Here is a 13,321-nt window from a genome sequence, read left to right on the forward strand (position 1 = left end):
CCTGCGGTGCATCCGGGCCACTTCGTGACGCTCCATCGTTTCCCCCGCCCACACGGCCATTCGCCCCCTGTCTCGAAGGTGCTCACGCAATGCATGCCCCGCCTACGGGCTGTCACGCTTGCGGAACCCCCCGGACAGGGGTGAATCCAGGACGGCTCAGGCCCGCTTGTAGTAATAGCCGTTGCCTGCGGCGGGCCCCACGTTGTGCTGGATGCCGCTGCCGTTGAGGGTGAAGTAGGACGCCTCCAGGGGGCTGCACATGGGGTTGGCGGCACCGACCTGCGTGGCCGCGCTGACGTTGATACGGCTGTCACCGTTCGCTTTGGAGGTCACCTTCGCCTGATATGTGCAAGTGGCGATCGGGAAGGCGGAGAGGCTCACCGCACCCGACTTGGAGATGGTGATGGTGCCGGGCTGCCCCACGTTGTACGCATCGCCGTACTTCCAGGTGCCCGTGAACGACGCCGGAACCTTGCTTCCGCCGCCGGAGCCTCCGGTGGAGCCACCGGTGGAGCCACCGGACGTGGTGGTCGATCCCCCGCCTCCTGACGTGCTCGTGGACCCTCCCGAGCCGCTGCCGCCCGAACTGCCGCCGCTGGTGGTCGAGCTGCCCCCTCCGCTGCTCGAACTCCCGCCGCCGGAACCGCTGGTGCCGCTGCCGCCCGTGGACGAGCCTCCGGAGCCGCCCCCCGCGTCTCCGGAGTCCCGGCCGTCCTTGCCCGGCTCCCCGTCCCTGCCGTCCTTTCCGTCCTTGCCGGCGCCGTCCTTCTTCTTCTTGCTCGGGGACGCCTCCGGGCTCTCGTTGCCGGTGGGGGACGCGCTGCCGGCCGCCGACGGCTCCGGGGCGGCGGCCGTCGGGCTCGTCGCCGTCGCGGCCGGCGGCGCCGCGTGCGCTCCGCCGCCGTCATGGCCGAACGGCTGGAGCACAGCCAGCGTGCCGCCTCCCCCGCCTATGACCAGCACCAGCGGGACGGCGACCGCCCACGGGCGGCGGCGCCACTCCCGTTTCGGATTCGCAGCCGTCCCCTCGCCCGCGACCACCGCCACGGCGGCCTCCGGCTCCCCCCGGAGACCGAGCGTCGCACGGTCGCCCTCCTGACGCAGCGGCCTCGCCTCCGCGTCGAGCAACTGCGCGGACTGGCGTGCCAGATGGCTCACGACGGCGGCGGGCAGCCATGCGGAGGCCGCGGGCCCGGCCTCGTACCCCGGCTCGGCGAGCAGCTCGTCCACGGACGGCCGGTCCTCGATCCGCTTGGCCAGAAGCCGCGTGATCAGGGTCTTCAGGCCCTCGTCCCGGACCCGCGAGAGGTTGGGCTCGGCCTCCACGATCTTGTACATGATCGCGTGCTGGTTGCTCGCCCCCTGACCGAACGGAAGCGTGCCGGTCGCCGCGTACGTCAGCACACAGCCGAGGGCGAACACGTCGCTCTTCGGCACCGCGCTTTCCCCGCGCACCTGCTCCGGAGCCATGAAGCCGGGTGACCCGACGATCATGCTGGCGCTGGTGAGCAGGGACTCGATGGTGGTCCCGACGGCGCGGGCGATGCCGAAGTCGATGACCTTGGGGCCCTGGATCGTCAGCATCACGTTGGAGGGCTTGAGGTCGCGATGGACGATGCCGGCCTCGTGGATGTCCTTGAGCGCGTGCAGCAGCCCGGTGGCCAGGGCCCGCACGGAGTCCGCGGGCAGTGCGCCGTGGCCCCGGACCACCTGTTCCAGGGAGAGACCGGGGACGTAGCCCGTGGCCACCCAGGGGAATTCGGCGTCGGGTGCCGCGTCCAGGACGGGCGCGGTGAACTCCTCGCCGACGCGCCTGGCCGCTTCGACCTCGCGGCGGAAGCGGGCCCTGAAGTGCGGGTCCGCGACGTGCTCCTCGTGCACGACCTTGACCGCGACCGTGCGGCCGCCGTCGGAGCGGGCCAGATAGACCCGGCCCATGCCGCCCGCGCCGAGCCTGCCGAGCAGCAGATGGGGCCCGATGCGCGCCGGGTCGGCCGGTGTGAGCGGTTTGATGCCTCCGTCGAGGTAGTCCTCGTGGTCCGCGTGGTCGTCGTTGTTCACGCCGGTCATGTTCGAGCGCTCCCCGTATGTCCCGAACAGCGGTCCCCCGGACCGCCTCCGTCACCTGAAATCCCCATACCGCCCCGCGACTTGGCGCGGCGAACGTTCAGTGTGAGGCAGACCGGGCACTAATTGGAACAACTTCCGGAAAAAATTCCGGAAGTTTCTTCTACCCTGGTCCCGGCGGCACCATGAGGAGCCACCACTTCCGGAAGCTGGGGCGGCGTCGATGAGTCCGAAGCAACAACGCGGTGAGGCCACGGCCGCCCAGGTACTCGACCACGCCCTGGAGTTGTACGCGTCCCGCGGCGAGGCCGGCCTCACGCTGGGCGCGATCACCTCGGCGAGCGGGGTGAGCGCGGGAAGCATCTACCACCACTTCGGCAGCCTCCAGGGCGTCGTACTCGCCCTCGCCCAGTCCTGGCTGGGCCGCCTCCTCGAAGAGCTGGCCGGCGCCCTGGAGCAGGTGGAGGGCGCGCGCGACGGGGTCCACGCGGTCACCCGGGCCTACCTCCGCTTCGTGCAGGAGCACCCCGACGCGGCCCGGCTCATGCACTCGGTCACCGCCGACCGCGAGATCACCGAGCACGCCCGGCAGATCCGCGGCGCCCAGGAGGCCCGGCTCGCCCCGCTCGCGGCCTGGCTCCACGCCCACCAGCAGTCGGGGGAGCTGGTCGCGCTCCCGCTGCCCGTGCTGGAGTCCCTGATCCTGGGCCCGGTGACCGGCATCGCGCGCCGCTGGCTCTCCGTCGGGGACATCGACATCGAGGAGGCCGCCCGCACGGTGCCGTACCATATCTGGCGTTCCGTCAGCCCCTGAATCCGCGCCGGACTGGCATTCGAGCGCCTCACTCCCGTGGGACCGTAACGGCCCCGGAAGGGGGATGTGTTCCCTCTCCCCGGTTAACTCTCGAAAAATTCACCCGAGTTGGCGTTGACGCGGCGGTGTCTACGCGCGTCATCATGATGGGTATGCGAATCCCCCCACGGATCACCACGCTGGGCGGTACGGCCGCCCTCCTGTCCGCTCTCGTCGTCGGCGGCCCCCTCACGGCGACCGCCACCGCCTCGGCCACCTCGGTCGGCAGCATCTGTTACTCGGACCTGCCCTCCCAGGCCCACGACACCCTCGACCTCATCGACGCCGGCGGGCCGTTCCCGTACGACCAGGACGGCACCGTCTTCCAGAACCGCGAGGGCGTGCTGCCCTCGCAGAGCACCGGCTACTACCACGAGTACACCGTGATCACCCCCGGCTCGTCGACGCGCGGCGCGCGCCGCATCGTCACGGGTGAGGAGAGCCGGGAGGACTACTACACGGCCGACCACTACGAGACGTTCGACCTGGTCGACCACGACTGCTGACCCGCTCCCCCGGTCCGGTTCGCGCCGCAGTCCCCCACCTGCGGCGCGGATCACCGGACCGGCCGGCTTGTACGCTCGCCCCATGACCGTGACCTATGTGATCGAGGGCTCCCGCGTCACCGGCCCGGAGAGCTTCTGGACCGTGATCGGCGAGGCGGTGAACGGGCCCGGCGGCTACTTCGGCCGGAATCTCGACGCCTTCGCGGACTGCCTGAGCGGCGGCATGGGCACACCGGACGACGGCGACTACGTCATCGAGTGGCGCGACCACGCCCTGTCGGCCCGCGCGCTGGGGCACGAGGAGACCGCCCGCTATCTGGACCGGCTGGCCGGTCGCGCCCATGAGAGCAACCGCGGCCGCCTGCGCGAGGAATCCGCGCAGGCGGCTCTGGGGCTGGGCCCGACCCTCTTCGACCGGCTCGTGGAGATCATCCGCGAGCGGACGGGGCCGAACACACTGCGTCTGCTGTGAGCCGCGCCCGGACGTATCAGTACCGCGTGGAGACGCTCACCTGATCGAAGTCCTGCACGGCGTACAGGCTGATGTAGTGGGCGCCTTCGGCGGGGTGCTCGACCGTGAGCGTGTGCGCGTTGCCGCTGCCGGTGGCCCGGGAGGTGTACGAACCGGTGGTCGCCCAGCCGTCGGCGCTGTAGTAGAGATCGGCGTCGCCCGTGCCGCCGCTGGTGGTGACGGTCAGCCGGTCGGTGCCGGCCGGTATGTAGACGTAGAGGTAGGCGTAGTTGCCCCGGGTGGCCCGCTGGCCGTCGCGGACACAGTCCTGGCCCAGCTCCCGGACGTCGGTACCGGTGCACTGGGTGGTGGGATCGGTCGGATCGGTGGGGTCGGTGGGGTCGGTCGTGGTGCCGCAGCTGCCGGCCGCGCACGCCGTCAGCCAGGTGTTCCAGTCGGCGTCGTAGCGGCTGCCGATGGTGGAGGTGAGCAGGGTGCGGGCGCCGTTCCAGTCACCCGCGCGGTAGAGGCCGAGGAGCTTGTCCACGTCGGCGCGGTGCGACTGGAGCATGTAACGCACGGCCAGATAGCCCCAGTTGTAGATACGGGTCTGGTCGGCGTTCTCGTAGGTGGTGTCGAACAGCGTGCGCAGGGTGTAGGTGTGCGCGGCGGCCTGGGTGACGGCGTCGTCGTAGGTGACGTCCCGGTAGGAGTAGGAGACGTACTCCGCGAAGCCCTCGATCCACCAGATGGTCGGGGTGGTGACACCCGCCTCGAAGTCGCCCGCCATGTCGAAGCGGCCGTCGAGGTAGTGCGTGTACTCGTGGTTGAGGTTCCAGATCTGGAAGTCTGGCCGGACCCACTCGGCCTCGTACGCGATGAAGCGCGGCTGGTTGCCGGCCGCCGCCGGGTCGCCCTCCAGGTACATGCCGCCGTTGTTGGTGTCGATGCCGTAGATGGCTCCGGCGTAGGTCTGGTAGTCGGTGCTGGAGTCGAAGACGACCACCTCGATGGTGGTGTTGTGGTCGTTGGCCACGGGCCCGTCGTCCTTGGCGACCTGGTGGAAGTAGGCGTCCTGGCCGCGCAGGCTGGTGCAGGCCTTCGTCAGGTCGGCCGACGTCATCTGCTGGGCGAGGATGCGGATGCTGTCACTGCATGTGTACGAGACCGGCAGGACGGCGCTCTTGAGGCGTGCGGCCAGGTCGCAGGTGCCGTACGCGGAGCAGTTGGCGCTGTCGTAGTAGTCGGCCATCTCCGCGAGGCCGACCCACAGCGGCGCGGTGCGCCCGGTGAGGGAGCTGCGGCCGAGGAGGTCGGTGACCAGCGGCCGGACCTGGGAGCGCAGCGCGTCCTCCTGGAGGAAGCGCGCGAGTTCGCGGCCCGCGTTCGAGGTCAGGTACGACTGGTCGGTGCCCAGCAGGTCGAGGTGGTCGCGGGCGAAGCCGGCGAGCGCGTCGAGCAGGCTCGGGTCGGCCTCGACGGCGCTGACGAACTCGGGCAGCTGGTGGCCCCGGAAGGTCACGGTGTAGACGTTGTTGACCGCGTTGAGCATGTACCAGGAGCTGTTGTACGAGGAGTTGTAGTCGGCCAGCAGCCGCTTCACGACGTCGAGGTAGCGGGCGTTCTGCTCCGCGCTGTCGATGAGGATGACGGCCTCGGCCAGGGTCTCGCCGTTGGCGTCGGTGACGTCACGGGAGTGCGCCGAGGCGAAGAAGGCGTCCAGGCCACCCTGGATGGCGGTGCGCAACGGCGCGCCGTAGCTGCCGACGGTGCCGGGGTCGTAGTACTGCACGTAGTAACCGGCCCGCAGGAAGAGCACCAGTTGCGGCATGCCGGTGCTGCTGTCGCCGGGGTAGGCGGCCGATCCGTCACGCAGGGCGTTGGCGACGCTGACCATCTGGGCCTCGCGGAAGGCGAGGTAGCCGTCGTTGCCCTTCACGGCGAACAGGGTGTTGACGCAGTCGCTGGTGGAGGCCTTGATCTGCTGCACGAGGGCGCTGCCGGTGCGGCTGGTGAAGTCGGCCACGGAGCAGGCGGCGGCGGTCCCTGCCACCTGCTCCGTGGCGCGGGCCTCGGAGCTGGCGCGGGCCTCGGAGCTGGCGCGGGCCTTCGCCTTCATCGAGGGGGCGGGGTGGCTCGACGCCGCGGCGCTCGGGTCGTCGTAGTCGCGTTTCAGCGCGTCCTTGGAGGCGCTGAGCGGGGCCCGGTCGGCGGGGCTCAGTGCCGTGTCGCCCAGGTGGGCGGCGTCCTGGACGGGCGCGGTGAGGGCCTGCGCGGTGGGGCCGCCGGGCTCGGGGGATCCGGCGCCGGCCGCCCGGTGCTCGAACGCGGTCGCGCTCGCGGCGGCCGGGGCGGAGGGCCGGGGTTCGGCGGCCCGGCCCGGGGCGGCGAGCATGCCGACGCCCAGGCAGGCCGCCAGGGCCGCGGTGGATAGTCCGGTGATTCTCTGTCGGACCGTACGGTTCTTCACGTGCCGCCTCCCAGCGGTGTGGTGGCCGCGCGACGCTGCGCGGCCGTGGGGGATGGTGCGCGGTGGGGCCGGGTGGGGCCGGTGGGGATGGGTGAACGACCGGCTGGCCGGCCGGAGTGGCCTGGCATGAACACGACCTCATCCGCGACCGCCTGTACAATGGCACATGTCACATGTCCTTAGGAAGGCGCAGTGCCCACATTCATTTGCCCGTCAACTCCGCGTGAGCCGGGCGGACGTGACGTGGCGGCATATACGGCTGAGGGCCCGCGTGGTGGACGCGGGCCCTCAGCGGTATGCCGGGTGGTGAGCGGGGTTGTGAGCAGGCGCCTTCCAGGCCGGGGGGCCGTCGAGGCGGAAGCCTTCGGGTGGGGGGGCTTCGGGTGGGGGGCCTTCGGGCGGGGGGGCCTTCGGGCCGGCGGGCGCTAGCCCTGGACGCCCCCGTGCGTGGCCCGTTCGATCGTGAGCTGGGCGGGTACGTCGCCGCTCCGGTTGTCGCCCGCCCACAGGGAACGGACATGTGACATATGGGCGAGCATGCACGCCTCGGCACCCTCGGCATCACCCGCGACCACCAGGTCGAGCAGCTGTACGTGCTCCTCGGCCGAAGCGGTCAACTGGCCGGACTCGGCGAGGCGGTTCAGCCCGAAGAGGCGGGAGCGCTTGCGCAGTTCACCGACCTGCTCGACCAGTCGGCGGTTGCCGGCCAGACCCAGCAGGGCGAGGTGGAAGCGCCGGTCGGCCTCCAGGTAGCCGAGGATGTCGTGGCGTCCCGCGGCCTCGACGATCTCCAGCGCGACGGGCCGCAGCGCCTCCAGCTCGCGCGTCCGGCCCATCCGCGCGATCCGGCCCACGGTGGGGACCTCGATCATCGCGCGCAGCTCGGTGAAGTCGTCCAGATCCTGCTCGGTCAGCTCGGTGATGCGGAAGCCCTTGTTGCGTACGGCCTCGACCAGGCCCTCGCGGGCCAGGTCGAGCATCGCCTCACGGACGGGTGTCGCGGACACACCGAACTCGGCGGCGAGCGCGGGCGCCGAGTAGACCGTGCCGGGTTCCAGCTCGCCCGAGACGAGTGCCGCCCGCAGCGCGTGCGCCACCTGGTCGCGCAGGTGCTCCTGCGCCGAGATCACGTTGAGCGACGTCAGGCGGGCCATGTCTGTTCCTCCAGCACCGTGCGGAGCCCCAGACTACAATGTCACGTTGCCCACGACGGGCGTACGGGCTCACAGCAGGAAGCCCTCCGGGAACGGGTCGGCGGGATCGAGGAAGTACTGCGCGGTCCCGGTGATCCAGGCGCGCCCCGTGACCGTCGGTACGACCGCCGGCAGCGTGCCGACCGTCGTTTCACCGACCAGCCGGCCGGTGAACCTGGTCCCGATGAACGACTCGTTGACGAAGTCCTGGTCCAGGGGAAGTTCTCCCCGGGCGTGCAGCTGGGCCATGCGCGCGGAGGTGCCGGTGCCGCACGGCGAGCGGTCGAACCAGCCGGGGTGGATGGCCATGGCGTGCCGCGAGTGGACGGCGTCGGATCCGGGCGCGATCAGCTGGACGTGCTTGAGCCCGTGGATGGCCGGGTCCAGCGGGTGGACGGGCCGGTCGCCGGACGCGTTGACCTCCTCCATCAACGCCATCCCCGCCGCGAGCAGTTCGTCCTTCCGTGAGCGGTCGAACGGCAGCCCCAGGTCTGCCAGGCGCACCATCGCGTAGAAGTTGCCGCCGTAGGCGAGGTCGTAGGGCACGGTGCCGTGTCCGGGGACCTTCGCGGTGAGCCCGAGTCCGGCGCTGAACGCCGGGACGTTGGTGAGGGTGACGGAGGTGGCGGCGCCCGCCTCGACGCGGACGTCGACCGTGACCAGTCCGGCGGGGGTGTCCAGCCGTACGGTGGTGACCGGTTCGGTGACCGTGACCATGCCGGTCTCCACCAGCACGGTGGCCACCCCGATGGTGCCGTGCCCGCACATCGGCAGGCAGCCGGAGACCTCCATGAACAGGACCCCGAAGTCGGCGTCGGGGCGGGTCGGCGGCTGGAGCACGGCACCGCTCATCGCGGCGTGGCCGCGCGGCTCGTACATCAGCAGGGTGCGCACCGCGTCCCGGTGCGCCATGAAGTGGGTGCGGCGCTCGGCCATGGTGGCGCCGGGGAGCGTACCGATTCCGCCCGTGATGACGCGGGTGGGCATGCCTTCGGTGTGCGAGTCGACGGCGTGGAAGATGTGGCGGCTGCGCAAGGTGGGCCTCCTACGGCTTCGGTGCGGGCTGGCCTGCGGGATTCAGTCCAGGCCCTCGGCGAGCGCCTTCTCGGTGGCGGCGCGCACGGCGGCCAGGGCGTCCCCGCCGAGCGGCAGGCGCGGCGGCCGGGTGGGGCCGCCGTGTCTGCCGGCGATGTCCATGGCCGCCTTGATGGCCTGGACGAACTCCGGTTTGGAGTCCCAGCGCAGCAGCGGGTGCAGCCGCCGGTACAGGGGCAGCGCCGTGTCCAGGTCCCCGGAGACCGCCGCCCGGTACAGGGTGACGCAGCCGGCCGGAAGCACGTTGGGGCAGCCTGCGATCCAGCCCACGGCCCCGGCCAGCGCGAGTTCCAGCAGGACGTCGTCCGCGCCGGCGAGCAGATCGAGGCCGGGCGCCTCCTCGGCGATCTCGTACGCCCTGCGCACGTCGCCGCTGAACTCCTTGACGGCCACGATCGAACCGTCCGCGTGGAGTTGGGCGAGCAGCCGGGGCGTCAGGTCCACCTTGGTGTCGTACGGGTTGTTGTACGCGACGACGGGCAGGCCGGCCCCGGCGACCTCGGCGTAGTGGGCCCGGACGGCCGCGTCCCGGCAGGGGTAGCCGTTGGGCGGCAGCAGCAGGACGGAACCGGCCCCTGCCTCGGCGGCCTCCTCGGCCCTGCGCCACGACTGCGCGCTGTCGTACGAGGAGACCCCGGGCATCACCCGGGTCCCGTCCCCCGCCGCCTCGACGGCGACGCGCACCACGTCCCGGCGTTCCCGGTCACTGAGGGTCTGGTACTCACCCAGCGAACCGTTGGGCACCACGCCGTCGCAGCCGGCGGCGAGCAGGTCCTGGACATGCGTGGCGTACGCGTCGAAGTCGATGGACCGGTCCTCGCGCAGGGTGAGCGGGGTGGCGACCATGACGCCCCGCCAGGGGGCCGTGCTGCCGGTGGAGGTGGTCGTCATGAGAGCTCCTTGAGAGATGGGGTGGGGGTGCGTGCGGTGTACGTGCTCACGCGTCCTCGGGCCCGGCGGCCCGCGCGAGCGTGGAGAGGGTTACGGGGCAGGCGAGCGGGCGCCGGTCGGGGGCGGCGCCGTCCGTGGCCCCGCCGGCGAGTTCCCGGACGGCGAAGCCGCAGGTCCGGCCCTGGCACCAGCCCATGCCGGCACGGGTGAGGAGCTTGGCCGTACGGCTGTCGCCGGCGCCCAGCTCGTCCACGGCGGTACGGACGGCGCCGGCGGTGACCTCCTCGCACCGGCAGACCTCGGTGTCCGGCGCGAGCCACGCGCTCCACCCGGGGCCCGGCCTGTGCACCGCGCCCATCAGCCCGGCGAACCGGCGCATCCGGCGCCGTGCGCGGCGCAGCCGGGCCACCCGGGCTCTGGCCCGGCCGGGGCGGCCGTCCCGGGCGTCCGCGATCACCGAGAGGGCCGCCAGCTCGCCTTCGGCCAGGGCCAGCCGCACGCCGCCGATGCCGCCGGTCTCGCCGGCTGCCCAGACTCCGGGCACGGTGGTGCGCAGTTCCTCGTCCAGGAGCAGCGCGGCCGAGCCGTCGGTACCGGGCCGGGTGGAGCAGCCGAGCCCGAGGGCGAGGTCCAGTTGCGGGACGAGGCCGTGACCGACGGCCAGGGCGTCGCAGTCGACGCGCCGCCCGGTCCCCGGCACGGGGCGCCACGCGCGGTCCAGCCGGCTGACCGTGACACCTTCCACGCGCTCGGTGCCGTGCACGGCGGTGACGGCCCGGTGCGTGAGCATCCGCACCCCGTGCCGGGCGAGGCCGGCGCGGTGGCGTACCCCTTCCCCGAGCCGGTCCGGGTTCGCGGCCAGGACCAGGGGCGCGCGGGCGTACGCCCCGTACCCGGCGGCCTCCACCAGCGCGGGCACCTCGGCTCCGGCCCTGGCCAGGGAGAGGGCGACGGCCTGGAGCAGCGGCCCGCTTCCGGCCACGACGACGCGCCGGCCCGGCAGCACCAGGCCGGACTTGAGCATGGCCTGCGCCCCGGCGGCGCCCACCACTCCCGGCAGGGTCCATCCGGGGAAGGGCAGTTGGCGTTCGTGGGCACCGGTCGCGACGACCAGGCGGCGGGCGCGCACGGCGGCACCGCCGCGGCCGTCGGGTCCGGTGACCAGATGCAGGGTCCAGTCCTCGCCGGTCCGCCGCACCGCCCATACCTGGTGACCTGTGACATGGCACAGGCGCCCGGCCTCACGCTGCCGGGCGAGGCGCGCGGTGAGCGCGGTGAAGGCGGCCCAGCCGTGGTGCAGGGCCTCCGGCCGGGTGGCGCCGAGGCCGGGGGCGGGCGCGCGGTAGAACTGGCCGCCGGGGGCGTCGGCCGCGTCGATCAGGACCACGTCGAGCCCTCCTTCGGCGGCGGTCACAGCCGCCGCGAGCCCGGCGGGTCCGGCGCCGATCACCGCGAGTCCGGCGCGTTCAGGGGCGTGGGGCGGCATGTCCGGTCCCTTCCTGGGTGGTGACGGCGTCGCCGGGGCGGGCGGGCAGCAGGCAGGCGCGCAGGCCGGGTTCCCCGTTGACGGTTGCCAGACAGTCGAAGCAGGAGCCGATGCCGCAGAAGGCGCCCCGGGGGCGGCCGTTGACCCGGGTGGTCCGCCAGCTGAGGACGGACGCGGCCCACAGCGCGGCCGCGATGCTCTGGCCGGGCAGCGCGCGGACCGGCCGGCCGTCGAAGGTGATCTCGAACCCGGGCCCCGGCTCGGCGCCGGCCAGGCCTGCCGGGGTTCGTGCGGGACCGCGTCGGCGTGCTCGTCTCACCGGGGCTCCTGTCTCGTCGGTCGGGCGGGGCGAGGGGTGCGCGTGCGCGTGCGGGGCGAGGGATACGGGTGCGGGTGCGCGTGCGGGGCGAGGGATGCGGGGCTGGTGGGTGCGGGAAGGCGGGAGGTGCGGAAGGCGGGGAGGCGGAAGGCCCAGAGAGGGCGGGGCTGTGCCATGTCACATGCCGTGGAGGCGGCGGCCAGGGACCGGTTCACCCCGGGAGAGGTTCAGCCGGATCCGCCCCGACCGGCGACCCCGCCCCGCTCCCCGACGGCGGCGACCCACCCGGCGGCGGCGACCCCGCCCTACCCGGCGGTCGCGCCCCGCCCGGCCGCGCCTCGCCGAACCGCCCGGGGTTGAAGGGCACCGGGTCGAGGGGTGGTTCCTCGCCCCGGATCGCCGCCGTGACCAGGACCGCCGTCGCGGGGGCGAGGCCGATGCCCGCGCCCTCGTGACCGCAGGCGTGGAAGAGGCCGGGGACGCGGCGGTCGGGTCCGATCGCGGGGAGGTGGTCGGGCAGGTAGGGGCGGAAGCCGTGGTAGGCGCGCAGTACCCGGGTGTCACCGAGGACCGGGAAGAGCGCGGCCGCCGCAGCCGCCAGCCGGCTGATCGCCGGCACGGACAGGGTGCGGTCGAAGCCCACCCGTTCCCGGCTGGCGCCGATCAGCACGGGCCCGGACGGGGTGCCCTCCACGACCGGTGACGTCTGGAGGGCGGCCGAGGCGCTGGACACATCGGCCACGTACTCCGCGGCGTAGACCTTGTGCCGGATCAGGGGCGGCAGGGGCTCGGTCACGAGGACGAAGCCGCGCCGGGGCAGGACCGGGAGTTCCACCCCGGCCAGTGCGGCGAACTCCCCGCCCCTGACCCCGGTCGCGTTGACCACGGCGGGGGCGAGCAGGTCCCCGGCCCCGGTGCGCACGCCGCGCACCTCGCCCGCCGGGCCGGTGAGTACAGCGGTGACCGGCGTGCCCAGGCGCACGATCGCCCCGGCGTCACGGGCCGCGCGGATCAGGTGGGCAGCCGCCAGGGCGGGCTGGACCTGGGCATCCTGGGGGTAGAGGACGCCGCCCGCCAGCCCGGACGCCAGGTGCGGTTCGACATCGGGCAGTTCGTGCGGGGCGACGGCCGTGACACGTACCCCTGCCCGGCTCTGACCGGCGGCGGTCGCGGTCAGGGTGGCCAGGGACGCCTCGTCCGCCGCGACGACCAGTCCGCCCTTCTGCTCGAACTCGACATCCCTGGGCAGTTCTTCGGACCACTCGCGCCAGAGCGAGGAGGAGAGCAGCGCGAGGGAGAGTTCCGGACCCGGTGGCTTGTCGGAGACCAGGAGGTTACCCTCGCCCGCCCCCGTGGTGCCGCCTGCGACCGGCCCGCCGTCCACCACAGCGACCGAGAGTCCGGACCGGGTGGCGTGGTAAGCGCAGGCGGCGCCGACCACTCCGGCTCCGACAACGACGACATCCAAGGGCTGTCTCGTGAACACGCCAGTAATATGTCACATGGCGCAGGAGGTGCCAAGAGGCCGACCACTACGCACAGATGACGCCCCCTCACTCCCGAATCGCACGCACGTGCCCCACCGGAGTCCCGGTGGGGCACGTGCGTATGTGGGCGATGTCTCCGGTCGGAAACGGAGCGGGACCGGAGCGGGGCCGGATTCAGATGTGGACGCGGAAGCCGGGTGCCCCGGTACCTGTGGCGATCACCCCTTGGTCGGCCCACTTGACGGTCCCGGCCGTGCCGGCCGTGTGGAGGTAGGCGTGGACGGCGCCGTTGTCGTCGAGGACGAGGTAGTCGGCGCGGCCGTCCCCGTTGATGTCGGCGAAGCGGATCTGCCCGGCGAGCCAACCGCTGGAACCGGTGGCGATGGCGCCGTTGTCCTGCCAGCCGCCGCGGCCGTCGCCGCCGGTGTTGATGAACGCGCGGACCGCCCCGTTTCGGGGGTCCACAACCAGTGAGCCTCGCGTGTCGTGCTGCCCTCTCCATA

The 13,321-nt window shown here is 72.8% G+C and carries 12 protein-coding genes; 3 read left to right on the top strand and 9 right to left on the bottom strand.

The features are described 5' to 3' along the window. Window positions 1-156: 156 nt before the first annotated feature. A complete protein-coding gene (locus tag B082_RS0125880; protein WP_018554701.1) occupies window positions 157-2,070 on the bottom strand; it encodes a serine/threonine-protein kinase in 1,914 nt (637 codons plus the stop codon). 220 nt (window positions 2,071-2,290) lie between these two features. Here B082_RS0125880 and B082_RS0125885 point away from each other — a divergent pair, with 220 nt between their 5' ends. The 3 genes from B082_RS0125885 to B082_RS0125895 all read left to right on the top strand — a co-directional run bounded on the left by B082_RS0125885 (window position 2,291) and on the right by B082_RS0125895 (window position 3,898). Further along, window positions 2,291-2,881, top strand: coding sequence for a TetR/AcrR family transcriptional regulator (locus B082_RS0125885; RefSeq protein WP_018554702.1), 591 nt, complete (start codon window positions 2,291-2,293; stop codon window positions 2,879-2,881). 152 nt (window positions 2,882-3,033) lie between these two features. Next, window positions 3,034-3,426, top strand: a complete 393-nt coding sequence (locus B082_RS0125890; protein ID WP_018554703.1) for a ribonuclease domain-containing protein — start codon at window positions 3,034-3,036, stop codon at window positions 3,424-3,426. An 82-nt stretch (window positions 3,427-3,508) separates the two neighbouring features. Continuing rightward, window positions 3,509-3,898, top strand: a complete 390-nt coding sequence (locus B082_RS0125895) for a barstar family protein (protein ID WP_018554704.1) — start codon at window positions 3,509-3,511, stop codon at window positions 3,896-3,898. Between the two features lie 16 nt (window positions 3,899-3,914). Here B082_RS0125895 and B082_RS0125900 read toward each other — a convergent pair whose 3' ends face one another. The 8 genes from B082_RS0125900 to B082_RS0125935 form a co-directional block, all read right to left on the bottom strand. Continuing rightward, on the bottom strand, window positions 3,915-6,347 hold the full coding sequence (locus tag B082_RS0125900) for a M9 family metallopeptidase (RefSeq protein WP_018554705.1): 2,433 nt from the start codon (window positions 6,345-6,347) through the stop codon (window positions 3,915-3,917). Window positions 6,348-6,772: 425 nt separating this feature from the next. Continuing rightward, window positions 6,773-7,501 (bottom strand): GntR family transcriptional regulator, encoded by a 729-nt coding sequence (locus B082_RS0125905; RefSeq protein WP_018554706.1) that lies wholly within the window; start codon window positions 7,499-7,501, stop codon window positions 6,773-6,775. A gap of 69 nt (window positions 7,502-7,570) precedes the next feature. After that, entirely contained in the window at window positions 7,571-8,575 is a 1,005-nt protein-coding gene (locus B082_RS0125910) for a proline racemase family protein (protein ID WP_018554707.1), read from the bottom strand. Between the two features lie 42 nt (window positions 8,576-8,617). Then, the gene (locus B082_RS0125915) at window positions 8,618-9,526 is read right to left on the bottom strand and encodes a dihydrodipicolinate synthase family protein (RefSeq protein ID WP_018554708.1); all 909 of its coding nucleotides are present in this window, start codon (window positions 9,524-9,526) and stop codon (window positions 8,618-8,620) included. 46 nt (window positions 9,527-9,572) lie between these two features. Then, the gene (locus B082_RS0125920; RefSeq protein WP_018554709.1) at window positions 9,573-11,012 is read right to left on the bottom strand and encodes an NAD(P)/FAD-dependent oxidoreductase; all 1,440 of its coding nucleotides are present in this window, start codon (window positions 11,010-11,012) and stop codon (window positions 9,573-9,575) included. Then, the gene (locus B082_RS0125925; RefSeq protein ID WP_018554710.1) at window positions 10,993-11,331 is read right to left on the bottom strand and encodes a (2Fe-2S)-binding protein; all 339 of its coding nucleotides are present in this window, start codon (window positions 11,329-11,331) and stop codon (window positions 10,993-10,995) included. Before B082_RS0125925 ends, B082_RS0125920 begins: the two co-directional genes overlap by 20 nt. A gap of 211 nt (window positions 11,332-11,542) precedes the next feature. Beyond that, window positions 11,543-12,817, bottom strand: a complete 1,275-nt coding sequence (locus B082_RS36710) for an NAD(P)/FAD-dependent oxidoreductase (RefSeq protein ID WP_234018235.1) — start codon at window positions 12,815-12,817, stop codon at window positions 11,543-11,545. A gap of 175 nt (window positions 12,818-12,992) precedes the next feature. Then, a complete protein-coding gene (locus B082_RS0125935) occupies window positions 12,993-13,283 on the bottom strand; it encodes an FG-GAP-like repeat-containing protein (RefSeq protein WP_018554712.1) in 291 nt (96 codons plus the stop codon). Between the last annotated feature and the right edge of the window lie 38 nt (window positions 13,284-13,321).

It is taken from the genome of Streptomyces sp. ATexAB-D23, from assembly GCF_000373645.1.
Taxonomy (GTDB): domain Bacteria; phylum Actinomycetota; class Actinomycetes; order Streptomycetales; family Streptomycetaceae; genus Streptomyces; species Streptomyces castrisilvae.